Genomic DNA, 26,889 nt, shown 5'->3' on the forward strand with positions numbered 1-26,889 from the left:
ACATGATATGTTCCAATCCAATTTATTAGTAACTCGCTTTTCAAATGGCATTTTGAGTTAGATGTCATTGAAAAGCCTTTTATCTGTCACCATTAAATGTTTATTAGCCACTGCTAACGATAGATATTTAGCGTAAAGCACTTTCTTCATAACGATACTGATGAGCATAGCTTTCAGCAGACAAGATTACTGACCAGCAAGGACAACGCAAACCAATGAGTGACAGTATGAGCAACGATAAGCGCCGTTCTTTAACCATTTACAATCACATCACTTATTTCTTATATGTGATTAGCTATTTTACCGCTGGTCTGCTGTGGATCGTGCCGATTGTGATGAATTATGCCAAGCGCCACGATGCTGATGGTACATGGTTATCCACGCATTTTGATTGGCAAATCAAAACGTTTTGGTACAGTATCGTTTGGTTTATTATCGGTATTGTCATCACAGCTTTTGCTTTAGGTGGTTTTGGTGTGAGTATGCTAGCTGATAGTGGCAATATCGCTATTGGTTCGACGTTACTGGCTGGCTTTGGTCTGTTGATTGTGACATTCACCTTTATCTGGCATTTATATCGAATTATACGTGGTTGGATTGCACTCACTGACGGCCGCCCAGTACCTTGATATAATATACTAGTTGTCTTTCGCTGTTGATTCAGTTGAGCTTAAAAGACAGTGAATTATTATGGCTATTTAATAAATGCTTGTATGCGCTGACGGTGGGTTAAATGTGGAAATTTACCGTGTGAAACTTTGCTCTTGTTTCTGTTAAGCTGATATAATCGCTCCGCCTGATTTCATTCATATTCTTTATCCACTATTTCTTTCGAGCAGGGTCCGCCATCACTATGTCTTATGCCTTACTTCGTCCTTTTTTGTTTAATATGGATCCCGAACACGCCCATGAGATGACGCTATCTTTATTGGATAAAGCACATAAAGCGCGTGTTTTAGGTTTGGCATATGGTCAGTCGATGCAGCCTACTGACTGTATGGGCTTGCAGTTCTCCAATCCAGTGGGTCTTGCTGCAGGCTTGGATAAAAACGGTGACTATATTGACGCGCTGGCTGAGCTGGGTTTTGGTTTTATAGAAGTAGGTACGGTCACGCCAAGACCGCAAGCAGGCAACGATAGGCCAAGACTGTTTAGAATCAAGCAAGCAGACGCCATCATCAACCGTATGGGCTTTAACAATGAAGGCGTTGATTATCTGATCGATAATGTCAAACGCTGCAAATACAAAGGCAATATCGGTATCAACATTGGTAAAAATGCGGACACGCCGGTAGAGCAAGCCGCAGACGATTATGTGTATTGCTTAGAGCGTGTGTACCCACATGCCTCATATATTACGGTCAATATCTCATCACCAAACACCAAAAACTTACGTGACTTGCAAAGTGGTGAGGCCCTGACCCAGCTGATGGATACGATTAAAAACCGTCACAGTCAACTAGCCACCGAATATGGTTTTTATGTGCCATTGGTGCTCAAGGTTGCGCCTGATCTAGAGCCACTGCAAGTTGACTATATCTCACAGCAATTATTAGACTTTGAAATTGACGGTTTGATTGCAACCAATACGACACTGAGCCGCGTGGGTGTCGAAGACTTACGTGATGGTGATCAAATGGGCGGCTTGTCAGGTCGTCCGGTGAGCCACATTAGTACCCAGATTTTACAACAGTTCTCTGATCAGCTAGATGGTAAAGTTGCTTTGATAGGTGTGGGTGGCATCGATAGTGGTGCCAAAGCCGTCAAAAAAATCGAAGCAGGTGCAGACATGGTACAGCTCTATACAGGTCTTATATATAGAGGGCCTGGGCTAGTACAGTCTTGTATTCAAGCAATCGGTGGCTATTATGATGCCATGGAAAGCTAGTCAAGTGAATAAGATGGTGAGGCGCAAGATATGAGCGTTCTAGATATTGTGATTGCTATTGTTGTCTTGATTGGTTTGTGGCGCGGCTTTCAAGTTGGCCTGATCAAAACAGCTGTGGGCTTAGTAGGCTGGTTTATCGCTCTTATCGCTGCGACTCGGCTCGCAGGATCGGTGTCGCCTCAGTTGTCTGGTGTTGTCCAAAGTCCCGTACTACAAATGGCCCTGGCCTTTTTGCTGGTGGTGATTGTGATATTGGCAGTTATGCACTTGGTGGCTTTTGTATTCTCAGGTGTGCTCAAGACACTGCGTCTGGGCGTGGTCGATAAAATGGCGGGCGGGGTGCTTGGTGCTGCCAAAAATGTACTGATGGTATTGGTTGTGTTAAGTGTGAGTGCGCCACTACTAGTACAAATGCCGCAATGGCAAACCTCAGTCCTTGCCCCTGAGCTGCTACCTTATGCACCCATGGGTAAAGCATTGGTGTCAGATGTGTTGGGTATGGCTTGGGATCAAGTCAATCAATCTTAATTTTCTATTGTTTTCATTCTTTTTATACTTCTAAATTTTTGCGCGTGTTATTGATTATCTAATGATAATTGATTAATTTTCTTATAAAGTCATCAGGTTAGCGGCGAATGACGGTATGTGATTTTAGCCACCTACTGTCAGCAGGTTTGCCGTTATTATCGTACTAATGTATGAGTCAAAATAGGATATAGCTATATGTGTGGAGTCATTGGAGTTGCAGCTCATGAGCCAGTCAATCAGATACTTTATGACGGCTTAACGATGCTACAGCATCGCGGGCAAGATGCAGCGGGTATTGTCACTTTGCAAGATGGTCGACTTTACCTGCGCAAAGAAAATGGTATGGTACGTGACGTCTTTATGAATCGTCATATGATGAAATTGGTCGGTAAATTTGGTATCGGCCACGTTCGTTATCCGACAGCGGGCACTTCTAGTAGCGCTGAAGCCCAGCCATTTTATGTTAACTCACCTTATGGTATCACGCTTGCGCATAATGGCAACTTGACCAATGCTGAGAGTTTGGCCAAATCTTTATATATCGAAGATCGTCGCCACCTCAATACCGATTCAGATTCTGAAGTGCTGCTGAACGTACTCGCACATGAGATGCAAAATCTAGGTAAGACGCATCCAACAGCCGATGACATCTTTGAAGCGGTAAAAGCCGTTTATAGACGCTGTGAAGGGGCTTATGGTGTTGTGGCCTTGATTACTGGTCATGGATTACTAGCGTTCCGCGATCCAAACGGTATCCGTCCGCTTATCTTTGGTAAGCGCATGGCAGAAAACGGCGGCACCGAATATATGGTCGCCTCTGAATCAGTCGCATTGACAGGTTCTGGCTTTACGATCGTTCGTGATGTAAAACCAGGCGAAGCTATTTTTATTGATTTGAACCATAAGCTACATACGCATCAATGCGTAGCGCCAAAAGAATATACACCTTGTATCTTTGAGTATGTTTACTTTGCCCGTCCAGATTCTATTATGGATAATATCTCAGTTTATAAATCACGCCTACGTATGGGTGAAAAATTGGCTGACAAAATCCTTGCAGAGTGGGGCGAAGATCATGACATTGACGTGGTCATCCCGATTCCAGATACGTCACGTACCTCAGCGATGGAGCTGGCGCTAAAAATGAACGTCAAGTACCGTGAAGGGTTTATGAAAAACCGCTATATCGGTCGTACGTTCATCATGCCAGGTCAACAGCAGCGCAAAAAGTCCGTTCGTCAAAAGCTAAGCGCGGTGCCATTAGAGTTTAAAGGTAAAAACGTGCTATTGGTTGATGATTCAATCGTTCGTGGTACGACGTGTCATGAGATCATTCAAATGGCGCGTGATGCAGGTGCTAATAAAGTGTTTTTTGCGAGTGCCGCGCCACCAGTCAAGTTTCCAAACGTATACGGCATTGACATGCCAGTGCGTACCGAGCTGATTGCTTCAGGCAATAGTGTTGAGGAAGTACGTGAGATCATTGGTGCTGACCGTCTGATCTTCCAAGACCTAGATGATTTGATCGATGCCGTCAAGGATACCAAGCACAGCAGAGTCGAAGGGTTTGATTGTGCTGTATTTAATGGCTGCTACATTACTGGCCAGATCAATGAAGCGTATCTTGACCATCTGCAAGAGCAGCGTAATGATACGGCCAAGACTGGTAAAAAAGGCGTGCAGATAGTGGCTGATACCCCAGTCGATATGATGGGTGTTGAAGAGCTTTAAGCCAGATAGCAATAAATATATTGCTTGAAAATAAAAAGCTGGATTCTATTAAGAGTCCAGCTTTTTTTTGCCAAAAATACCAGTAAAATTAAAGCTGGGTGTTGGTATAAGATAGGCTGTTGTCAGATCAAAAAATTGGTAAATATCCAGACAAAACCATTGATCGCGGCAATACCAACGACCATGCTGACCAATAGCTGGCGGCTAATATGGTAAATAAAGAGTACCAGTATAAGCGCACAAATCTGGGCCATTAACAGATGTAGCTCAGGATCACTCAAGGCAATATCCACTGGCAAGTTCTGATATGACAGACTGGTTAAGATAAGTAAGACCATCACTGACAACGGTAAGCTCTCATTCAGTCGATGTAGCCAAGGCGTATCTAAAACTTTTCTAGGGATTAATGCTGGTAACGCACGAGTGATGAACGTCACTGCCGCCATCGCAAGTGTTGCAAAAATAAGATAACTACTGGTCATAAGATTCTCCTATTTCATGACGCTGCATCCAAAATCCACGTACCAAAATCATCAGCATACAGATAGTAATGGCGACTAGCAGCAACCAATCGCTGGTAAATAGCGAGGCAATGACTAAACCAATGACAGCAATACCAATCGGGAAGTAGCGCTGGATACTTTGAAATTGCTCATAAGCCAAAATTGCAAACAGACAAACCAAGGCAAAATCCAAATGTGGAATTAAGTCACTAAGCGTACTTCCAATCATCACGCCGATGGCACTCGCGAGCACCCACCAGCTTTGGTTAAATAAGCTAATAGGGAGTATGAGTGCTTGTCGTGCCTCGTTTGGCAAACTGGTCATGACTGAAAAGGTCTCGTCAGTCAGGGCAAATAAGCAATACGTTTTTGCCAGTTTATGTTTTGGTAGATATTGCAATAGTGGTATACCATAAAACACGTGGCGTAAATTAATAGCGGCGATATTGGTCGCGATGTTACCGATCGGCAGACCAGCGCTTAGCATTGGCAAACAAGCATATTGAGCCGCTCCAGCATAGAGCACAATGCTGAGCATAACCGTTGCCCATACAGGAATACCAGCAACTTGTGCCAGTACACCAAAGGCAATACCAGCAGGCAGATATCCCATGGCAACGGGCAAGCTTTTTTTGAAGCCCTCAGCCCAATCGTGAGTGCGTTCTTGTTGATGACTGAGTTCGTTTGAATGAGTGGTCACATGGCATCCTAAATTTTCTTACACTGTTTTTATAAACGGATTGTTTTACACTTAAAAATAAACACTGTATTGCGTCAAAACGGTATGTGATGGCTGTATGATAAATGACTGCGTGATCATTGGCTGTACAATAAAAAGTGTTTAAGCCTCTGGCTGTAGCCTCTCATAACTACCTGATTGATGAGCACGAAACAAAAATCCGCCTAAGATAATTAGCCTCAATAGCAGTAAGCACCATACACTCAGCCAAATACCGGTCATATCCCATTGCTGATAAAGCAGCCAGCTCAACGGAAAGAAAATAGCAGCTAGTATCAGTGCAGCATTACGAATCACATTGCCTGCTGTCAAACCAAAAAATATACCATCTAACCAGTAGGCTCCAACACCCACGAGGGGTAACAATACGGCATATAGGTGGTACTCATAGGCGAGGGCAAACACCGATTCAATATTGGTCATAAAATCTAGATAACTTGGCATAGCAAGCCACCAGATAGCGCTCAGCAGGATTGCTAGGCCATAACTGACAATGCCCGTGCGTTTTATGATCATCAAAAAACGTGGCCAGTCACGCCGACCAACAGCTTGTCCGCTCAAGGTCTCAGCAGAGACAGCAACGCCATCAAGTGCAAAAGCTGAGATGCTCAATACCTGTAGTAAAATGGCATTGGCGGCCAATATCACATCGCCACTTTGAGACGATAGCCGAGTAATCCAAGCAAAACTGAGCGTTAAAATAAGAGTACGGACAAAAATATCTTTATTTAAAGAAAATAGCCTAAGCATTTTATTTTTTGTAAAATGCTGCTTATCTGCTCTGAGTAAAGCTGTCCATGATACCTTTAAGTGATGGCGGCTTAGTGATAACGCTAGTAACACACCTAACCAAAACGCAATGGTCGTACCCAATGCCACACCAACCAAGCCCATATTCATAATGAACACAAAAAATAAAGTCAGAACGATATTGATCAGAGCAATAAATCCCTGCTGATACAGCATATATCGTGTCTTGCCTTGCCCTGCAAACCAACCTATAAAGGCAAAGTTCATCAGCTCAGCGATCACTCCCCAAAACCGGACATCCAAATAGGTTTTTGCAGCGCGACCACTTTCAGGATTGGCTGATAACACTTGTAACCCAACATCGATCAGCCAAGGTTTTGCGAGTAGCAAAATGCCACCAATGATGAACGCCAACAACAAAGCGCGTTGTAAAATAGAGAGTAGCGGTGACGCTGTTGTCGCAGTGCTCCCATTGTTATCAGCATGATTGGTCAGCTGTCCTAAAGCTTGCGCGGATAGACCAGAGGAGGCGTATTGTAAAAAGTTAAAGCTAACGAGCAACAAGGACAATAGCTGTATTGCCAAACCCATGCCAGCCAGTTTGGCCGTCTCATTCATATTACCGACAATCGCTGTGTCGATCACACTTTGCAAGGGCATGGCGAGATTGGCGAGTAGTACAGGTAGGGCAATGGCAATGATACGCTTATAGCTGGTATCCATAGGCGGCATGACGTTGGATGCTGAGGTATTGGCTGGCATTGGTGGCTCGTTTATACTGAGAAGATAAAGAGGGCAATATATTATTTGGTTTTGGCAAAGCAGCAATGCAACGCATTTGATAAGTGAGGCAAAATTGCTATAAAGACAAAAGCACCTAGACTCATTATTCATAAGTCAGGTGCTCTTGTCGAAACATTATTACTATTTCATCAGCGATAATACAAAGGCTAACCGTACGCTACATAAGTGTACTACGTCCTCTAATATACCTTACTAGACGTTGTCTTGCTCAAACATTTTTGGATCATTAAAAGTGACAATCTCTTCTTCAAACTCTGGCTTCACTTTTACGATAAAATCATCGCGTGATAGACCCATGCGTAATGGAATCGAGCTTGCAATATAAGTCGATGAGTAAGTACCTGCAAGTAGACCAATAAATAGCGCGACTGAGAACCAGTATAATCCTTCACCGCCTAGGAACAACATGGCCAATACGACCAATAGGACCGTTGAGATGGTCATGATGGTACGGCGTAGGGTTTCAGTCAAAGACAAGTCAATCGTCTGCTCTGGGGTAATACCACGGACACGGCGGAAGTTTTCGCGGATACGGTCATAAACAACAATCGTATCGTTCAATGAATAACCAATCAACGCCAATACAGCAGCTAATACCGTTAAGTCAAAAGGGAAGCCAAATAGCGCAAATACACCAATGGTCACCACTGCATCGTGAAATAGCGATAATACGGCACCTAACGATAGTTTGAACTGGAAACGTAAGGCAACATAACCAAGCATAGATACTAATGCTAGCACGAGTGCCATGACTGAGTTGAGGTAAATCTCATTACCCACTTGGCTACCAATGATATTAACGTTGCTGATAGTGGCGGTATTGTTAGGTAATGCTAATGCTTGAGTTAGGTCAGTATTCAGCCCATCAACGTTATCAGACTGGGGCGGTAGTCGTACCAGTAGCTCTTCACGTGTACCGAGATATTGAACGACAGCATCATCAAAACCATTGTCTGCCAGTGCTTGTACCACGGCAACTTGCTCAACAGGCTGCTCATAACGAATGTCCGCTGAGACACCACCAGTAAAATCAAGACCCAAGTTCAGACCGTTGACTGCAATAGCAATGATACTACCGATCACCATAAATAAAGATAGCAGCGCCATTGGCTTTTCTATCTTCATAAAGGGAATGATACGCTGATTACCAACGGCTTTGATACCGCCCTCAGCCATGGCTGCGGCATCATCAGCCGCGTCACTTGCTGCTAGGTTAGGATCAACAGCAGTAGAGAGTGCTTGATTGTCTGTACCAGCTTGGCCTTTACCACCACGGCGGCCACTACTTTTGCCAGATTTGGTGGTAGTTGGGTTATTGGTTTTGGTATTGCTACCTTTCCCATCACGGCGTGGTTTTTTGCGGCGGCGCGTGCTTGCATTGGTCGCATCACCATTTGAGCCATTTTGATCAGGATTTTTCTGCTGTTCTAAAGGGTTATTATTTTCGATCGCCATAGTGTTCTCCTAACCGATGCTCAGACTTTTGATTGATTTACGCTTACCATAAGCAATTTGTACCAGTGCACGCGTCACCAAAATAGCGGTGAACAGTGAGCTGACAATACCAATAGCTAGCGTAACCGCAAAGCCTTTAATCGGACCCGTACCAATCGCAAATAGGATAAACGCGACCAATAGCGTTGTGATGTTGGCATCAAAAATACTACTAAACGCCCGATCAAAACCTGCCACGATGGCGGATTTTGGCCGTACACCATTGGCAATCTCTTCTCGTATCCTCTCGAAGATCAGTACGTTGGCATCAACCGCCATACCAATGGTCAAGACGATACCAGCAATACCAGGTAGCGTCAGTGACGAACCCAAAATTGACATAATCGCAATAATGATAATAACGTTCACTGCCAATGCCACGTTGGCAATCACACCGAACAGGCGATAGAAAATAATCATAAATGCAAAGACTAATAGATAGCCAACCTGCGTAGAGAATAGGCCTTTATCGATATTTTCTTGACCCAATGATGGGCCAATGGTGCGTTCTTCTACAAAGTACATCGGTGCGGCAAGTGCACCTGAGCGCAGTAGTAGCGCAAGCTCAGCGGCCTCAGCTGTGCTATCAAGACCAGTAATACGGAATGATGAACCCAGTACTGCTTGAATATTGGCACGGTTAATGACCTTGGTTTCAGCATAAGGCGTACGTACTTCAGTCGTCTCACCAGTCGCTGGATCTTCTTCGTAAGTGATTCTTTGCTTGTTTTCAATGAACAATACAGCCATCTGTTTGCCAACAGCGGTGCGAGTGGCGTTTTGCATGAGCTTGCCGCCTGCACTGTCCAAGGTAATGCTTACTTCCGGTAGACCACTTTCATCTAGGCCAGTCTGTGCATTGGTCACTTTATCGCCCGTGACGATCGCTTGGCGATCTAGCAATACTGGTGGACCATCGAGTGTCTCAAATGGGAATGCTTCAGTACCTGCTGGAGGGATACCGCCTGTGTAGGTATCAGCGTCTTCTGCCACCATACGGAACTCAAGGTTGGCAGTACGACCAAGAACACGTTTCGCTTCAGCAGTGTCTTGTACACCGGGTAGCTCGACCACGATACGGCTGGACCCTTGAGATTGTACCAATGCTTCTGTCACACCCAGCTCGGCAATACGGTTACGCAAGGTTGTCAAGTTTTGATTGACCGCGTAACTATTGATTTCGTCAAGCGTGGCATCGTTGTATGACAATACCAATGCAGGACCTTGATCATCAATAGAAGACTGCAAATTGAAGGTATTGCTCATGGAGCCTTGCAAAATGTTTTGTGCACGATTACGGGTATCTGTATCAGCAAAATGTAGTACAACGCCGCGGTCTTCGGTTTTTATACCTTTAATCGCCACTCGCTCAGCACGTAACTCGCGTCGCATATCACGACTGGCGCTGTTCAAGCGCTGTTCAAGCGCCTTGTCCATATCGACTTCTAGTACAAAACGTACACCACCGCGTAAATCAAGGCCAAGTTTCATCGGTTTGGCACCGATATCACGCAGCCACTGCGGGGTCGTTTGTGCTAAGTTGAGAGCGACCACATAGTCCTCACCCAAGTTTTGACGTAGTACTTCTTGCGCTTTTAGCTGATCGACTGGGTTGTTAAGACGTACCAGTGCACTGTTGCCCTCAAACGTACCATTATGATTCTCTAGACCCGCCTCTTCGAGCAAGCTTTGAGACTGGGTCAAGATACCTTCAGACAATTGCGTACCGGCTGCTGCGCTCGTAATCTGCACGGCAGGTTCGTCAGGGTATAAGTTAGGAGCAGCATATAGACCGGCAATGATGAGCACGACGGCAATAAGTAAGTATTTCCAAGCGGGATATTGCATAATCACTTCTTTAAGTTGATAAACGACTGGCGACGTGAGCCACAAGTTAGCAGATGGGAAGTTAGCGACAGCAATGGTCGACTGCCATATTGAGCAGGCTCCATTGCGATCATCCGCGGTGATAGTAAAACATAAAACAGTAAAGCAAATAATACAGACGTATCTTTACCCAGTCACCAAAAATATCATTGGTGAAACAGGCAAAGTCAATATATCTACAGGCTAGGCTAGCTTATATAGATGCCGTACCTTACTACCTTAATAGCGACTACCTTAATAGCGAAAAATGACCGTAAATGATATACGGTCATTATTTGGTCATTGCACCCAGTGGTGATACGACCATTAAATTACTACCGATAAAGCTCAGTAACAATTAAACGCTTTCGATTGTGCCAGCAGGCAATACTGAAATAACAGAAGCACGTTGTACTTTTACGTCAGTATTGTTGTTTAAGCTTACGACGGCGTAATCGCCTTCTATCGCTTTAATACGACCCATCAAGCCACCAGCAAAGATGATTTCGTTGCCAGCAGTCAATGCATTGACCATTGCACGGTGCTCTTTGGTACGTTTAGACTGTGGACGGATAACCAAAAAGTAAAAAATGGCAAAAAAGGCAACAGGCAATATAAGTTGACCGAACTGTTCCATATTTCTCTCTCAATAAAGGGTAGGTAAAAATAAAATTAGACGCATAGTAACAAAAAATCCCAGACTTGGTAACTGTTAATCATAGGCTGAGCGTGTTTTTGTTGATGTAATGGCAGAGAATAAGCCACCGGATAGCAGGATAATATTTTTGCTATATCAAATATATGATGCCAAAATGATCAATATCATATGCCATTGAGCCAAATAATATTGAGGCAATACCAAACAATAAAAGTCATCAAAAAATAAAAACTTAAAAATAGTGACTTATTGTGAAAAGATATCATCAATGCTACTATCAAATGGCAATGACTGCCTGCATTTAGTATGCTATTTATCGAAGCACTATTTTAGCTTTGAGACGGTGTCTAAATCAGCATTGAGCCGTTATGACTATTGATCAGTAGATATCTGATATCAACTCGATAATGTATATGATTGGCTCGTTATATCATCTTCCTTTTTCTCTTTTTAGGTTACCCAACTTGTTCACCACTTTTATGTTTGTACCTCGTTTATGTCGTCCGCGTGCTCATCGTGAAGACGCATCTGCAGAGCCTCCCCCGAGAATGACGATTAATTCTCGATTTGGTTATACCTTCTTTGCCGTGCTTTGTGCGTTGGCGCTGATGTTGCCGCATTCTGTGTGGGCGGCGGGTGCTGCATCGCCAACCGCTGTGGCAGCCGCACCAACTGCCCTAAACGTGGGACTATTGATATTTTTTGTGGCTGTTGCTATCGGTATCTCATTTGTGTGCTCTTTATCAGAGGCCGCATTACTGAGCATGACACCATCCTATATTGCAGATGTACAAGAAACCAATCCCAAAAAAGCGGATATGCTAAAGAGCCTAAAGGTCGACAATATCGATCAATCACTGGCAGCTATCTTGACCTTGAATACCGTTGCTCACACGTTGGGTTCTATCGGAGCGGGTGCCCAAGCCACCATTGTATTTGGTAGCGCATGGTTTGGATTGTTCTCAGCCATTATGACACTGGCTATTTTGTTCCTGTCTGAGATTATTCCAAAAACACTAGGCACTGTCTATTGGCGTCAGCTAAGTGGTATGGTGGCGTACTTTGTCCGCGGTATCATTATGATTTTATACCCACTTATTTGGGTATCAGAGCGTTTGACGAAGTTATTAGTACGCGGTAAAGAACCGCAAACGTTCAGCCGTCGTGAGTTTGCAGCCCTTGCTAGCATCGGTGAAGAATCGGGTCAAATCGATCCACTAGAGTCGCGCATCATTCGCAATCTACTAGCATTCGGCGCGATCAAAGTTGAAGACATCATGACGCCGCGCTCAGTGATGCTCGCATTTGAAGAAAACAAAACAGTGGCTGAGTTATTGGTTGATCGTCCAAAGCTCACGTTTTCTCGATTGCCCATTTATGATGGTGATCTAGATAACATTACTGGTTTTGTTTTAAAAACTGACATGCTATTGGCAAAAGTCAACCATGCCACGCACAAGCCTTTGACGCAGTTCAAAAGAGACATCACGTTTGTATTCTCTAAAATGAAACTGTTTGATCTGTTGGAGCTTATGCTAAAAAATCGTATTCATATCGCAATTACCGTTGGCGAATATGGTGAAGTCAAAGGGTTGGTCACATTAGAAGATGTATTTGAGACATTATTAGGTCTTGAGATTGTCGATGAAATAGATCGCGTGGAAGACATGCAAGCTTTGGCTCGACAAATGATGGACAGACGGGTTGAGCGTTTGGGTATGAAACTCAGTGATGATGAGCAGTATGAAGATAGCAATAGTGAAAACAAATTCTAGCGTTATCGATTGATTGAGTGCTATTGCTATTATCACGACCAAAGTTGTTGAAATCAGAGGATATAATAACCTTCGATTCAAAGAACGGCTTTTGTGAGCATCCTGTGCTTTTATATTCGCAATAATTACACAGGGTGTCACACGGCTGTGAGAATTCAATGATAGGCTCGGCCTATTATATGAGTACGCTTATACCAATATATACTGCTAAACTAGATGTTATAAAAACGCTCACTGTCAATATATGACAACAACCAATATATGACAATAACGAAAGTAGCATCGCTAAGGACTATCATGAAACGACTATGGGGAAAGAGCTTAATGACTCTATTACTGAAGGGCGCTAGTATAACTGCGATAGTAGCAGTGGCCAGCACAGTGAGTATCAGTGCGCAAGCTGCCACCATGACCGAAGCTTTGGTGCAAAACTATGCCGCAGCAATGAAATCATCTGCAAATAGTCAGAGTATCAATCAAGTCGCGCGTCTGGTATCTGATGATGCGTTGATTTCATTATCTAGAAAAGGTAAATCTACCAGCTTAGACAAAGATGCATATTTGAAGCTGCTGCAAAACAGCTGGAATGATACGTCCAATTATCGCTACGATATTTCTGTAGATAACATTGTTATTACAGGAGATCAGGCAAAAGCCAATGTAACGACAAATGAGAGCTGGACGAAAGACGGTCAGCAAACATCATTTGTTACGACATCTCGTGTAACGCTGACGGTATCTACTGGTAACGCTGTATTATTACGTGCAGTATCACAAGTAGCTATTAACTAGATACTGGTCAATACAATCTATTAGATACTAATAAAAATGATTATTAGTGTCTTTTATATTAGGCTGGTCTTTACTTTACGTTGCATACTATACTATCTCTCAACTTTGTCTTATCACTTTCTGTCGTTAGGAAACTTCCAATATCATGTCTACTGTGCTATCAAAATCTCGCTCGTTTGTTGCGTTACCATTGACTCTTGCGGTATCAACTTTACTCATCAGTGCGTGTAGCAACACCTCAACAGTAAAAAATAAAGGTGCAACCAATAGCTCAGCTATTATTACCAAGCGTCCTGCTAATCAAGGGGCGACTACGAGCACTGCAGATTACTCAACTGCGTTTTTGGATGCAGAGAGCTTGGATGAATTGGCAGATCTATTAGAAGCCACTGACATGACGATGGTGGAGGGCAACCAGCTTGCTATTCAGCAGTATGGTGATCTATGGAATCGTTTGCGTGCCGGCTATCGTATGAACGGTGGTAAGCCGATTTATAATCAGCGTATCGAAGGGCAAAAGAGTTGGTTTACCAGCAGACAAGACTATCTAAACCGTTTGACGGCGCGTGCCAGTCGCTACATTTACCATACGGTACGAGAGGCTGAGCGCCGCAACATTCCAACAGAGCTGGCGTTGTTACCAGTTATCGAAAGCTCGTACGATCCAAGTGGTACCAGTAGTGCAGCAGCGGCAGGCCTATGGCAGTTTATCCCAAGTACAGGTCGTATCTATGGTCTGAATCAGAGCAGCACCTATGATGGTCGCCGTGACGTTATCGAATCAACGCGCGCCGCTTACGACTTTTTGACCGCGCTACATAACCAGTTTGGTAGCTGGGAGCTGGCGCTAGCCGCCTACAACGCAGGACCTGGTCGTATCCAAAAAGCGATTGATGCCAATGCCGCACGTGGACTACCAACAGACTACTGGTCACTACAACTACCAACTGAAACCATGAATTATGTGCCGCGCTTTTTGGCAGTAGCCGAAATCGTGGCCAAGCCTGAACAGTATGGCGTATATCTACCAGCTATCGCTAACCGTCAGCATTTCCGTAGTGTGCCGGTCAACTATGGTGTGAGCTTATCTGAAGTATCACAGCTTACAGGCGTGAGTTATGATGAGTTAGAGCGACTCAACACGGCATTGACTTCAGGTCGTGTGGATTCCTCTGGTCCACAGCGCGTTATCATTCCTAACGATGTTAGCTTGAACGCTGATGCCAAACTGAGTCTATTGCGTGGTAATGGCACAAGCAATGTATTGGCTTTTAGCAATACGAGCACCCCAACTACAACGACACCAAGCTACAATAGCAAGCCATACACTTCATCGTCATTGCCCTCCAGCAGTAGCGCATTGGCTGATTATGCTGCCAGCGCAAGCGTACCTCAGCAAACAACGAGCTATATCTCACCGTCTGCTCAAACGACTAGCAGCTCTGTCTATAGTGGTAATGCCTCAGTACGTACTGAGCCGCCAATAACCAATGCAGAAACCAAAAAAATCAATGCTGAGCTCAAGAGCAGCAACAGTCTACCGACTACCTCAGCTCAGATTACTCAGAATAATACGATTGTTCAAGAGCCACCGCTTAGCAAAGAAGAGCGCGACTTCATTGCCAACCAAATCCGTAGCAATACCTCTGAGACCAACGTTATTAACGCGGATGGTAATATCAACCTATCAGCCGTACAGACGCAGCAGTCTATCTTAGAAGCAAGCGGTGAAGAGAAAAAGCTGAGCTTTGCTAAAACGTCAGTTAGTAAACCAAAACCACAAGGCACGCGTACCACCTATACGGTCAAACGTGGCGATACGCTATCGAATATCGCAAGCCGTGCAGGGGTAAATTGGCGTGATATCGCAGAATGGAACCAAATAGATGCCAGTGCCAACTTACTATCTGGCAGCACGTTGTATCTATACAACGCCAAAACTATCGAGCCGCTAAGCGCTGCCAGTAACCCAGCCGCCAATCAGCCTGAAAGCTATGTTGTACAAGGTGGCGACACGCTTATCGGTACGGCCAACCGTTTTGGTTTATCGGTCACACAGCTTGCCAGCTACAATAACCTCAGTAGCCGTGCTGATCTGCTCAGAGGACAAAAGCTCTGGCTAGTACCTGGTAAGGTAAAAGCGCCCGCCACAACACCTGCGGCACCATCTACCAGACCAAGTAAATCAAGCACTGCGACTAAGAACTATAAAGTAAAACCGGGTGACGGTCTGATTGCATTAGCGCGTCAATTTAACGTATCGACAGACACGTTAGCTAGCCTGAACGGTATCAATAGCACAAGCTCACTGTATGTGGGTCAAACACTAAAAGTACCTGCTAGTGTTAATTTCGATGCAGCAAGCACCACAAGCTCTAGTAGTGCTAGTAATACAAGCTCAGTAGCGACCACCAGCTATAAAGTAAAATCAGGTGATACCTTGATCGGTATTGCAAATAGCTTGGGTGTTAGTGCAGCAGAGATCGCTGCTGTAAACAGTAACTTTGATGCAAGAGCGCGCTTACAACGTGGGCAAACGATTAAAGTACCGGTTTCAAAAGAGTTAGTTGATCGCCAACTGAATGATAAAGCCGTCAGCTATAAAGTAAAATCAGGTGATACGCTAACCGGTGTCGCCAAACGCTATAATATCGGCTTGAGCGATTTAGCTTCAGCAAATAACCTGAGCACGACTTCTAACTTGATATTAGGTCGTACTATTACTATTCCTGCGGGTGGTAGCGTGGCAAGCTCTTCGGCTTCTACAAGCTCTTCGGCTTCTAATAGTAGTCAAAGCAATAGCAGACAGAGTAGTAGCAGCGGTAAAAAGCTAGGAAATACTGAAAACTACAAGGTCAAATCTGGCGATGGCTTGATTGCCTTAGCTCGCCAGTTTGGTGTCTCTGTAGAGGATTTGGCAGCGACCAATGACTTGGCAACAAACGCTCAACTGCAGCGTGGACAAACTCTAAAAGTGCCAAAAGCGACGGTGAGCTATACGGTTGGCTCAGGTGATAGCTTGATTGGTTTAGCTCGTAAATATGGTGTATCAACCCAAGAATTGGCTGAGATGAATAATATCGCTGCTGATACTATGTTGCAACGTGGTCAGCGTCTGACGGTACCCAATCGTTAAGCAATAACGTATTATCGAATGATATATACGTACATATCGCCAATATAAACCGTAACGCATAAAAAAGCTGCTCTATATAAGAGCAGCTTTTTTTTACGTAAAAATAGGTATCTTAAGAGATCTGATATCTAATGGAGTCTATTAACTAGACAGTTTGAGTTTTGATAGACTCAAGATAACTTCTGATGTTGCTAACATAGTGCATTGCTTGGCCATAACGGCTGTTTGATGCTTTGTTGTCCGCCAAGTACGCATAAACGTTCGCCCAGCTCTTGTCGTCAATGCCTTGGGCGCGTAATTTACGCTGAATGCTTTTCACCGCATTTGGACCCATATTATAACCAGCAAGTGCAAACCAGACGCGATCAGTCTTGGGTACATCCGCGAAATCTGCTTTCATTTGCTCTAGATAACGAGCACCGCCGCCGATACTTTGATAAGGATCAACGCGATCTGACACTCCCATGGCCTTTGCAGTGTTATTGGTCAGCATCATAAGGCCGCGTACGCCAGTCGGAGATACCGCATTGGCATCAAGATGTGACTCTTGATAACCCATAGCAACCAACAATTCCCAATCATGATTGTAATTGCGCGCTTGCTCTTCAAACGAAGACTGATAATCAGGCAGTTTTTCTGTCAGTGTTTTTTGGAAATGATCCTGACTATAAGCATCTTTTAGCAAATTCTGATTATAAAATGCCGCTAATTTTTGAGTGTTTTTTAGCTTAATGCTATCGCACAAGAAATAACTGGCTTTTTTTGATAATGGGTCATTAGATGAGCTAAATGTCCAGCTTACTTTTGGATGTAGGCCGTTTTTTGTCAAACTGGCATCATAGCCGCAGCTGACATTAACAGATGAGAGATTGAGCTGACTTTTTAGTTTAGTGCTGGCAGTGGTCAACGCCATATCAGCATCCCCTGATCTCAATGCCTTAAGCGCTGCCTCTTCATTGGCATAGGCTTTTAAGTCAATATCCACACCAAGCTCGTCTGCATAGGTGCGCACGAGATCAAAACCAAAGCCATGTTGGAAGCCATCAGTGGCAAAATAAGTACTATCACCTGGGACAGCGGCAATGGTCAAAGTGTTTTGCAGCATGACATTGGCATAGGCTGATACCTTTGTATTCATTGTCGTTAGGCTCTGTGCAGGCAAAGAGAGCAGAGCGATACTGGATACTTGTGCCAGCTTCTTGGTTCTGGCAAAACGACCCGACGCAGTAGGGGTAGATGAAACGATGTTACTTTTGGTGTTAAGTAGGCGTTTAGATGGACGCAGTAAATGAGAAATACGACGTTTGGCACCTTGCGCAGATCCTTTGACACGATAAGTAATACGTTGCATGGATGTCTCCTGATTTTAGCCATCCTTCTTACCGCAAAAACGCGTAAAAATACATGCACATCATTTGGCATGTATCAATACAGCATTTCAGACGACATCATACTTTTGAATAAAATAAGTATCAGTCATCCTGCTTGATTATAGCGCCACTAGCATGCTCTCTCTAAGAGTTAGCGATGTGGATTTTGGGTTAGCCAATGATCATTGCATGATTTTGCGCGCCGTTTTGAGGGTTTAAAACCGGCTTATCAAAATTTGGGCGCAAGACTACACGAAGGATGTAAATCAGATGATTCCTTCATCGATCATTCATTATGGCTAATGGCCAAACAACTATATATCAAACATAGGTAAGGTCATGAGTAAGTTATTGAGACAACGACACCGTCAAAAACAAAATGTCATCATTTACTATTTGAGCAAATAAAGCCACTTTCTTTGACTGTCTCGGTTCTATGAGCTAGCGATACCGTAAATGGTTGGTAATAAATTTGCTAGCTCATAAGTTGTCCAGCGATGAGGGTAAGCGTCTTAACCAAATCTGATAGGTGAAAATATCCGCTATCAAATCAGTTGAGCAAACTGTCACCGCGACACTAAAAATAAACGCACGATGCTACTACGATATATAGTGGGCTATCGTGCTTTAGTCAGCAGTGCTCCAAAGTCATGTTGCTTATAGTGCGCAGCAAACTCTTGGATAACCACCAATATCATTATAGTGCCATAACCGGAAGCTGTAATAATGGGAAGTTTCATGACAAAACGTTCTTTCTTACAGGTAGTAATATGCGGATATCGCTTGTATTATTCAAGTAGAGTTAAGAAAAAAGCGATAAAACTTAACAATTGAGATATAAACGGTTAAATGTCGCTATATTATGGGCGTACTATTCACAAACTCATTAATGAGTTTTGCGATTATGGCTATAATAACGCCTATAGACTTTATTAATCGTCTCGAGTTCTGTCCTAATGATGGCCACTATATTGGCTATCTTATGCTGGGTTTTCAATATCAACAAAGGTTACTGGCAGTCCAAACTTTTGGGCAAGCATCTCTCCTAGTGCTTTAATACCGCCGCGCTCTGTTGCGTGATGACCACAAGCAAAGTAATCAATACCCAGCTCACGAGCGATATGCGTGGTACGCTCAGAGATTTCACCAGAGATATAGGCGTCACAGCCCATTATGGCAGCCTGTTCGATCATATCTTGGGCGCCGCCTGTACAGATGCCGATACGTTTGATCACTCTCTCACTATTGGCAGTCGTTTTCGCATTATTACCAGAGTGATACTCATAATTAGAGGAGATATATAGTGGGGTGCGGCCAAGCGCTTGAGTAATCTTGGCGATAAGGCTATCAGCACTCTGCGGTGTGCAAGTGGCGATATTACCAACAGGGTGTGATTCGTTGGGGTAGAGCGCGCCAGTAATGGTCATATCTAGTATGTCTGCCAGTTTTGCATTGTTACCAATCACGGGGTGTGCATCAAGCGGTAAATGATAGCCAATCATAGAGATACCATGCTGCATCAATTTACGGATACGGCGGCCTTTCATACCAGTGATAGGCGCAGGTTCACCTTTCCAAAAGTAGCCATGATGCACCATAATCGCATCGGCATTGTCAGCGATAGCCGCATCAATCAGCGCCTCGCACGCTGTCACGCCTGTAATGATACGCTGTATGGGTGTTCCGCCATCTACTTGTAAGCCATTTGGCGCATAGTCTTTAAACACACTGGCAGATAAATACTCGTCACAAAATTGCGTCAATGATTCTGCGCTGATGCTGTTGGTTGAAGGTTCAGTAGTCGTGTTTTGGGTCATTAGGTTTCCTTATTGTTATTGCCTTGCAGTAATGCATTGTCATTCAAATATAGTGCTTCAAAAAAGTTGTTTGAAGACGGAGACTCATAAAAGATAAATAATTGATCATTATCTATCTCAAATATCTGATAGCGATGATTTTAGCATGGCATTGTAAGAGAGTAGACAAGATGGATAACTGAAATGGTACACGATACGTTACTATTTCACGGCATTGCGGTTATAATTTATACATGTGAGTCTGCCTAGCTGGCTATCAATGCTGGTTATCAATTGTCTCATTGGATAATGAGGGTTGATACTGGTAACCCTTCCAATTATTTCCCACTGTCGATCTGCATTAAATTTATAGAGGTTCTATATGTCGTCATCCCAGAACACCAATAACAAGGCGTCTTTATTAAAATGGTTGCCTTGGGTCTTATTGCTGCTAGTGTTAGTAGCGTTTATCTGGTTGTTCACGAGTATGAAGTCATCATCGGAGGCCACGTGGGAGCCGCCGAGAACCCCGCCAGCCGAGCAGCAAGCGTCAGAGCCAGTTGCGGATACACCAGCGCCCATCTCTTCTTATCATAATGCGGTTGCGCGAGCGTCACAGTCGGTCGTCAATATCTACACCACACAAACGATGACAGAGCATCCTTATATGGATGATCCCGTATTGCGCCGGTTTTTTGAATATCATGGTGGCCCATCACAAGAGCAGGGCAGTACCAACCTAGGCTCTGGTGTGATCGTATCAGAAGATGGCTATATCGTGACCAATGCGCATGTCATCGAAAAAGCGGATGAGATCACGGTTGCATTCAATGATGGACGCAAGAGCCGCGCCAAAATCATCGGTACAGACCCTGATAGTGATCTAGCAGTGATTAAGGTCGATATGACAGGATTGACGCCGCTTGGTTTCCGCGAAGATCCGATACGTGTAGGCGATTTGGCATTGGCAATTGGTAATCCATTTGGGGTCGGTCAGACCGTGACGCAAGGGATTATCTCAGCGACTGGGCGTACTGGACTGGGCGTCAATAAGTTCGAAGACTTTATCCAGACGGATGCGGCGATCAATCCAGGTAACTCAGGTGGCGCTCTGGTTGATGCTCGTGGTGAGCTAGTCGGTATCAATACGGTGATCTTCTCGCGCTCTGGTGGCTCTATGGGTATTGGCTTTGCGATTCCTACATCATTGGTCGAGCAAGTGATGAACGCGCTGATCAAAGATGGTCGCGTCAGTCGTGGTTGGCTCGGTATCGAAATTCAGTCACAGCTACGTGACCCAACGCAGCTAGAGACGTCAACTGGCGTGGAAGTGCTAAACGTCATCGAAGGCAGTCCTGCTGCCAAGAGTGGTTTGCGTGTTGGCGATATCATCCTAACCATCGATGGTGTCGAGATGACTGATGCCAATACCTTGATCCAATATGTCGCTCGTAAGCCACCAACGACAGAGCTGAATGCCCAGATATTGCGCCAAGGCAAAAACGCTCAAGTAAAAATAATGCTAGAGGAGCGTCCCGCACAAGAACCTATCGATCGTCCTGTCGTTCTACAGGGTGAGAGCATGGATGGAATGGGCGGCAGTATCCAAGGTGATGAGCAAGCACCTATGATGTCAGAAGCAGAGCGTGATCGCATGCGCGAAGAGCTAATGAAACTGTTTGAGCAAGATTCTGTAGCACAATAAAGTGTGTTGCTACAATAAAAAGCGCGCTCCTTATCTAAAGGAGCGCGCTTTTTTATTGAGTTAAATTTTATCAAAGCTAATGTTCAGGCCAGTCTTCAGTCCCTACTATTTTGCTAAGGCTTTTCAATAAATTCATGATTGATATAGATGACCCCTCGTACACGGCAACAGCAGGGCAGGATTTCATCCTCTTCAATCATGGCAAGCGGGTTAAATGGATAATCGACCGTATGCGAGCTAGCAATACGCTTGACTCGGCAACTACCACAGTAGCCCTCGCGGCATTGATAGTTCACATCATGCCCTGTGCGTAATAGTCCATCTAACAGGCTCTCGTCATCATGTAGATAGAACTGCTTTTTACTGGTCATTACCCAAGTCATCGTTGATCCTATTGGGATATGTTTGTGCTACTGCTATCCCTACTATTAACCCATAAGACGATTACAGCGGTAGAAATTTTATAGCGTCAAATTTCTACCGCTCAAACCTTTATAATTCTAAGCTCTTATAGTTCGGATTTTTATAGCTCAAAGCTCTTACAACTCAGCTCTTATAATTCGGAGCCTTTATAGTTCAAAGTCGTCAAAATCACTGTCTGATAAGTCAGAGTCAATCTGACCGACCAAGTACGAGCTAATCTCGGTCTCTTGCGGTGCGACCTGCACATTATCAGACGACAACCACGTGTTGATCCATGGGATTGGGTTTGATTTTGAGTTCGGGAACGCCGCTGGCAAGCCGACGGTTTCCATACGCAAGTTGGTGATGTATTCGATATATTGGCATAGAATGTCTTCGTTGAGACCGATCATCGAGCCATCTTTGAACAGATAGCCTGCCCATTCTTTTTCTTGCTCAGCCGCCTTACGGAATATCTCGATACTTTCATCGAAACATTCGGCGGCAATTTCGACCATCTCAGGATCGTCACGACCATTACGCATCAGGTTCAGCATGTGCTGCGTACCTGTCAAATGCAGCGCTTCGTCACGAGCAATGAGTTTGATGATTTTGGCATTGCCTTCCATCAATTTGCGCTCAGCAAAGGCAAACGAGCAGGCAAAAGACACATAGAAACGAATCGCTTCTAGGACGTTGACCGCCATGATGCATAGATACATTTGCTTTTTCAGCGATCGCAAATCAACGGTCACTTCCTCACCATTGATATTATGCGTACCTGGACCGTACAGGCTATATAGCTGTGAGTTGCGATACAGCTCATCATAGTACTGAGCGATATCAGAGGCGCGGCCTAAGATGTGCTCGTTTTGCATAATATCATCAAAGATAATGTTTGGGTCATTGACGATATTACGAATGATATGGGTATAGCTGCGTGAGTGAATGGTCTCGCTAAATGACCATGTCTCAATCCACGTCTCAAGCTCAGGGATAGACACTAGCGGCAGTAGCACCACGTTTGGACTACGACCTTGAATAGAGTCGAGTAGGGTCTGGTACTTGAGGTTGCTCAAAAATATATGCTGCTCATGCGAGGACAGATTGCTAAAGTCGATACGATCGCGTGATACATCGACTTCTTCTGGACGCCAAAAGAACGACAGCTGCTTTTCAATCAATTGCTCAAAGATAGGGTGCTTTTGTTGGTCATAGCGCGCCACGTTGACGGGCTGACCAAAGAACATCGGCTCTTTTAGCGCATTGTTTGGCGTTTGAGAAAAAATCGAGTAAGTCATGGGACTGCCTTTATCATTGATATGGTTATAAATTTGATTGGATGTGATTATGTTATAAATTTTGTTTAATGGCTTTTTAAGTTAAAGGTTCTCTAACGATATCTGTGATGACTCTTGTCCATCGTTCATATAGGCTTTGAATATCTCGCTCAGTTCACTATCATCAAGTGCTTCTAATTCATCAAGTGCGCTTTTGCGTAGGGTACTCACATCCGACTCTTCCGCTGCTATTTTTGTGTCTTTTTTAGCAGCTCTCGATGCTGGTTTTTTGGCTGCTTTTGCCACGCTTTTTTTGGTGACGGCTGCCTTTGGTGCTTCATCCATCTCTAACTGCTGACGCACCGCTGCAATATCAACCTCGACTTGTACGATATGCGAGCCACCATCGTTTAGGTCTGAAAATACGTTTGGGATAAACAAACCACCGTCTTTGATGATTGCGGTATAGTGCACATGACCTCCGTCGTTTTAGTTATTTCTAAGTTTTCATTATGGTTGACGCGTCGCCAGACTGTCATATACCTTGTTGTTTTCTCTTTTACCGACTGCCAATACATAAACCACCACCACGTCATCTTTGACGGTATATACCAAACGATACCCTAGGGTGCGTAATTTAATTTTATAAGTATCTGTATGTCCAGAGAGTTTTGACGCAGGCACATGAGGATTGGATAGTCGCTGCTGTAATTTTTTCTTAAATTGCTGCTGGATACTTGGCGCTATCTTTTTCCATTCTTTTAACGCTAACGGGTGAAACTCAAGACTATAAGTCATCTAACGTGACCTTGATAGGCGCTTGCCCATCATTCATCCGTGCGTTTACGGTTTGGCTGAGTGCCACATCGTCCATCGCTTCCATCATACGCTCGTACATGTCTGTGGAAACCAAGTACGCCACGGGTTTGTTGTGGTTTAAAATCGCAATCGACTCACCATCTGACTGTTTGATCAAGGCAGAAGGATTGTTTTTTAGCTCTGAGATACTGGCTGTCTGTGTCGCAAATATCGGTTGCATGACCCATTCTCCATTAAAATTACACTCTAAATATAGGGCTGATTTTAGCACGAAAATTAGGTCTTACTTGTTACTGTGTTAAATTTAAATATTTGCGGTAGCCAATCCCCCCCTATCGCTTGTATCTGCTTAGCCGCTGGCGTGCAGTCTATTGTGTCTGACCGCATTCCTGTTGTCTCGATACTACGTTCAGTCACAGACTGCATCGGCATCGTCGTCAGCAGGATACCGCTATAGTCGGGGCTAAAAAGCCTTTTTGAAGCAAAGTTAGTCAATTCTTTTAAAAATATTTAAAGTTCTTTATCGATCTCTTCACCGATTACATTGAGATAAGCTTGCAAATCAATAGCTGGAATAGTTCCTATAGCTTGCTGAAGATATTGAGTTAATTGCATAAAGAAAGTAATTAAAGAGTTTTCAGGTCGACTAAAATGTAATTCTTTGAACTCTCTTTTTTCATAGTACTCATTTATTCGTTTAATAAAATCAAGCTCTTCAGTGTTTTCTTCACCATTATAATCAACAAAGAAGCTGCCATAATCTACAACGCAACCTAAATCAATACCTTGAAGGTTGACCAAACTTTTAATATGCTTCTCGATTGTTTTATTATTACGATTATCATAGGTATTAGTAGTAGCTAGAATACCGCCTAGAATTTTAGTTAGTGGTCTACGTGGAACAGGTTTTCCTGAATTAATCATTGATGTAGAGGTACGAGTCAAGCGTCGAACACTTTCAATCTTCTCGCCTGCGTAAGTTATATAGTTCCCTGAACCTTTAATGCTTCCTCTGATGTCTGGTTTAACTTCAAAAACTGCATATACGCCTTCAGCAGGAACATAATGGAAACCATTTTGTGTAAAGATGAATGGAGTAAAGTAGTTATCATAGATAACAACATCAATCTGATGGCTTGTATTGCCTTTATGGTCTATGACAATTGCTTTATCTATACTATAACGATTAGGTAAGTAACTTCTCAACCATTCAATCCATGCATTCTCTAACGAATCACCTTTTGAACCAGGATGCTGTATAAAATCTCTGTTAGTACTTAGTTGAGCAGACATCTGTTTCTGCATACTGGCAAATAATTCTGGTAATGGTATGTTATTCATACAATTCCAACCTTTCATTATTTAATATAAAAAAATTAAAATCCTTCAAACTATCGCTAGTAATACTCAAAATAAGTAAGATAGGATTGTCAATTTTCACGTTTTTCTCACGAGCAATGCTAATCATTGCACTTAAATCTGTTGAGCTATACCATGCTTCACCATCTGGATGAGTATGCCACTCACCAACATAGTAGAGTCCTTTGTTTATAAATAACTTTTCAAATTCGGATTTCAAATAGTTAGATTCTCTAGTAAACTCAACTCGACTACTCTTAAAAATCTCTGCTGTAATTGATTGTTCAATATACAAGGTTTTAAAATCATTAGAATATTTACCAATCAGAAAACCACCATACTCTTTAGGGTAGTGCACACAGCTTGACTGATAAATACTTTCTAACAAGCTATCTTCGACTACTAATTTTAAATTCTTGTAGTGTTTGGTAATAGTCAAAACTTACTCACTTTCAAAGACTCATAATTATCATCATGATTGATTACAAAGCTATTTAGCTGTTCGTTACTAATCATAATATTGATATGTTTTAATGCAAACTGTATAAGTGTAGAGATGTCATTATAAGAAGCTTTAAAAGTTGGACTCCAACAACCTATAGGATTGTATAAATCTTCAACATCATTTTCTAAAATATTATCAAACTGATGTCTAACGAATTTATAAGTATTTGGTGATACGCCACAAACGAGTGATTGAGCATGATTAGTGATAGATAAGTTAATAATATCAGCTGTGACATTAAGATTATCCAAAATATACATCAAGTCATCGTCAGTGGAACAGTCAAATATATAATCATAATTCGAGAGTATAGTTTCAATACCAGCTGCAAGCTCTCTAGCATAAGCTTCGATCTTAATATATTGTGTTAAAGAGCCTTGAATGATATTTACATCGATAAAAGGTGATATGTTATAAAGTAAAGAGCGTAGTTCATCTACCTTATTGGCATAAGCATATATAAACTCATATTCTGAACGACAAATATTCTCAGGCTTTTTGATATCATAATCAGCTAATGATATGTATCTACAGCCACATCTTGTTAGAGTCTTAGCAACATTACTTCCTACCGCACCTACACCAATAATTAATATTTTTGAATTAGTTAACCTTTCATTAAATGAGCCACGACCAAAAAAATATGAGTAAGATGAGTTATTGGTTATTGCCCATGTAATACTCTTGTTTCTTAGTTTATAAACATACCTACCATTTATATCAGTTGATCCTTCAAAGATATTTTCATCAATGTTAATCAAAGCTACTTGCCAATGTATAGTTCTATCTTTTGTATGAAAACCTATAAATAAGGGCAGTGGCAACTTACTATTATGCGTACTTCTTATACCAATCATATATCTAGAAAGGTATTGTAAAAACTCTTGATCAATTAAATCTTCAAAGTTGTTCCAATTATCAAAAGAAAATCGCTCATTGATAGCTGGAGCATTCTTTATGAAAATATACAACCCTTGCTCGCTTTGATT

24 protein-coding genes are annotated in these 26,889 nt (G+C 43.1%); 8 read left to right on the forward strand and 16 right to left on the reverse strand.

Features of this window, described 5'->3' with window-relative positions; all coding sequences use genetic code 11:
- Positions 1-227: 227 nt before the first annotated feature.
- The 4 genes from AS194_RS07995 (at position 228) to purF (ending at position 4,147) form a co-directional block, all read left to right on the forward strand.
- Positions 228-629 carry a DUF4870 family protein gene (locus tag AS194_RS07995; protein ID WP_071003577.1) on the forward strand — a complete coding sequence of 134 codons (402 nt, stop codon included), beginning with the start codon at positions 228-230 and terminating at the stop codon, positions 627-629.
- A gap of 224 nt (positions 630-853) precedes the next feature.
- The gene (locus AS194_RS08000) at positions 854-1,888 is read left to right on the forward strand and encodes a quinone-dependent dihydroorotate dehydrogenase (RefSeq protein WP_058024983.1); all 1,035 of its coding nucleotides are present in this window, start codon (positions 854-856) and stop codon (positions 1,886-1,888) included.
- Positions 1,889-1,918: 30 nt separating this feature from the next.
- Entirely contained in the window at positions 1,919-2,416 is a 498-nt protein-coding gene (locus AS194_RS08005; protein WP_058024984.1) for a CvpA family protein, read from the forward strand.
- 195 nt (positions 2,417-2,611) lie between these two features.
- The gene (gene purF / locus AS194_RS08010) at positions 2,612-4,147 is read left to right on the forward strand and encodes an amidophosphoribosyltransferase (RefSeq protein ID WP_058024985.1); all 1,536 of its coding nucleotides are present in this window, start codon (positions 2,612-2,614) and stop codon (positions 4,145-4,147) included.
- Positions 4,148-4,269: 122 nt separating this feature from the next.
- Here the strand turns inward: purF and AS194_RS08015 are convergent, their stop codons facing one another.
- The 6 genes from AS194_RS08015 to yajC form a co-directional block, all read right to left on the reverse strand.
- Entirely contained in the window at positions 4,270-4,629 is a 360-nt protein-coding gene (locus tag AS194_RS08015) for an AzlD domain-containing protein (RefSeq protein WP_058024986.1), read from the reverse strand.
- On the reverse strand, positions 4,619-5,350 hold the full coding sequence (locus tag AS194_RS08020; protein WP_058024987.1) for an AzlC family ABC transporter permease: 732 nt from the start codon (positions 5,348-5,350) through the stop codon (positions 4,619-4,621). Before AS194_RS08020 ends, AS194_RS08015 begins: the two co-directional genes overlap by 11 nt.
- Before the next feature lie 141 nt (positions 5,351-5,491).
- Positions 5,492-6,901, reverse strand: coding sequence for an MATE family efflux transporter (locus tag AS194_RS08025; RefSeq protein ID WP_058024988.1), 1,410 nt, complete (start codon positions 6,899-6,901; stop codon positions 5,492-5,494).
- 234 nt (positions 6,902-7,135) lie between these two features.
- On the reverse strand, positions 7,136-8,398 hold the full coding sequence (gene secF / locus AS194_RS08030) for a protein translocase subunit SecF (RefSeq protein ID WP_058024989.1): 1,263 nt from the start codon (positions 8,396-8,398) through the stop codon (positions 7,136-7,138).
- Positions 8,399-8,407: 9 nt separating this feature from the next.
- Entirely contained in the window at positions 8,408-10,285 is a 1,878-nt protein-coding gene (secD, locus tag AS194_RS08035) for a protein translocase subunit SecD (protein ID WP_058024990.1), read from the reverse strand.
- A 376-nt stretch (positions 10,286-10,661) separates the two neighbouring features.
- On the reverse strand, positions 10,662-10,940 hold the full coding sequence (gene yajC / locus AS194_RS08040) for a preprotein translocase subunit YajC (protein WP_058024991.1): 279 nt from the start codon (positions 10,938-10,940) through the stop codon (positions 10,662-10,664).
- A 500-nt stretch (positions 10,941-11,440) separates the two neighbouring features.
- Here yajC and AS194_RS08045 point away from each other — a divergent pair, with 500 nt between their 5' ends.
- From AS194_RS08045 to AS194_RS08055, 3 genes are all read left to right on the forward strand, one after another.
- Entirely contained in the window at positions 11,441-12,736 is a 1,296-nt protein-coding gene (locus AS194_RS08045) for a hemolysin family protein (RefSeq protein ID WP_083499641.1), read from the forward strand.
- Positions 12,737-13,060: 324 nt separating this feature from the next.
- Positions 13,061-13,528: a nuclear transport factor 2 family protein gene (locus AS194_RS08050; protein ID WP_227511612.1), complete on the forward strand. Its 468-nt coding sequence runs from the start codon at positions 13,061-13,063 to the stop codon at positions 13,526-13,528.
- Between the two features lie 145 nt (positions 13,529-13,673).
- Positions 13,674-16,664 (forward strand): LysM peptidoglycan-binding domain-containing protein, encoded by a 2,991-nt coding sequence (locus AS194_RS08055; RefSeq protein ID WP_058024993.1) that lies wholly within the window; start codon positions 13,674-13,676, stop codon positions 16,662-16,664.
- A gap of 145 nt (positions 16,665-16,809) precedes the next feature.
- Here the strand turns inward: AS194_RS08055 and AS194_RS08060 are convergent, their stop codons facing one another.
- Both AS194_RS08060 and AS194_RS08065 read right to left on the reverse strand, forming a co-directional pair.
- The gene (locus AS194_RS08060; protein WP_058024994.1) at positions 16,810-18,015 is read right to left on the reverse strand and encodes a transglycosylase SLT domain-containing protein; all 1,206 of its coding nucleotides are present in this window, start codon (positions 18,013-18,015) and stop codon (positions 16,810-16,812) included.
- Between the two features lie 999 nt (positions 18,016-19,014).
- Positions 19,015-19,851, reverse strand: a complete 837-nt coding sequence (locus tag AS194_RS08065) for a Nif3-like dinuclear metal center hexameric protein (protein ID WP_058024995.1) — start codon at positions 19,849-19,851, stop codon at positions 19,015-19,017.
- 361 nt (positions 19,852-20,212) lie between these two features.
- Between AS194_RS08065 and AS194_RS08070 the strand changes: the two genes are divergently transcribed.
- Positions 20,213-21,535 carry a S1C family serine protease gene (locus AS194_RS08070; RefSeq protein ID WP_058024996.1) on the forward strand — a complete coding sequence of 441 codons (1,323 nt, stop codon included), beginning with the start codon at positions 20,213-20,215 and terminating at the stop codon, positions 21,533-21,535.
- A 113-nt stretch (positions 21,536-21,648) separates the two neighbouring features.
- On the opposite strand, the gene yfaE is transcribed toward AS194_RS08070, so the two are convergent.
- The 8 genes from yfaE to AS194_RS08110 form a co-directional block, all read right to left on the reverse strand.
- Entirely contained in the window at positions 21,649-21,918 is a 270-nt protein-coding gene (yfaE, locus tag AS194_RS08075; RefSeq protein WP_058024997.1) for a class I ribonucleotide reductase maintenance protein YfaE, read from the reverse strand.
- Between the two features lie 186 nt (positions 21,919-22,104).
- Positions 22,105-23,238: a class Ia ribonucleoside-diphosphate reductase subunit beta gene (gene nrdB / locus AS194_RS08080; RefSeq protein ID WP_058024998.1), complete on the reverse strand. Its 1,134-nt coding sequence runs from the start codon at positions 23,236-23,238 to the stop codon at positions 22,105-22,107.
- Between the two features lie 81 nt (positions 23,239-23,319).
- On the reverse strand, positions 23,320-23,691 hold the full coding sequence (locus AS194_RS08085) for a hypothetical protein (protein ID WP_058024999.1): 372 nt from the start codon (positions 23,689-23,691) through the stop codon (positions 23,320-23,322).
- 36 nt (positions 23,692-23,727) lie between these two features.
- The gene (locus tag AS194_RS08090; protein ID WP_058025000.1) at positions 23,728-24,015 is read right to left on the reverse strand and encodes a type II toxin-antitoxin system RelE family toxin; all 288 of its coding nucleotides are present in this window, start codon (positions 24,013-24,015) and stop codon (positions 23,728-23,730) included.
- A complete protein-coding gene (locus tag AS194_RS08095) occupies positions 24,005-24,256 on the reverse strand; it encodes a type II toxin-antitoxin system Phd/YefM family antitoxin (RefSeq protein ID WP_058025001.1) in 252 nt (83 codons plus the stop codon). The genes AS194_RS08090 and AS194_RS08095 overlap by 11 nt, the downstream gene beginning before the upstream one ends.
- Before the next feature lie 290 nt (positions 24,257-24,546).
- Entirely contained in the window at positions 24,547-25,377 is an 831-nt protein-coding gene (locus tag AS194_RS13630) for a DUF6602 domain-containing protein (RefSeq protein ID WP_058025002.1), read from the reverse strand.
- Positions 25,370-25,834, reverse strand: coding sequence for a Mov34/MPN/PAD-1 family protein (locus AS194_RS13635; RefSeq protein ID WP_227511613.1), 465 nt, complete (start codon positions 25,832-25,834; stop codon positions 25,370-25,372). Before AS194_RS13635 ends, AS194_RS13630 begins: the two co-directional genes overlap by 8 nt.
- Positions 25,831-26,889, reverse strand: a 1,059-nt coding sequence (locus AS194_RS08110) for a ThiF family adenylyltransferase (RefSeq protein WP_200960348.1), incomplete at its 5' end; no start/stop codon positions are given. The genes AS194_RS08110 and AS194_RS13635, both read right to left, overlap by 4 nt.

The organism is Psychrobacter piscatorii (genome assembly GCF_001444505.1).
In the GTDB taxonomy this organism is placed as follows: domain Bacteria; phylum Pseudomonadota; class Gammaproteobacteria; order Pseudomonadales; family Moraxellaceae; genus Psychrobacter; species Psychrobacter piscatorii_B.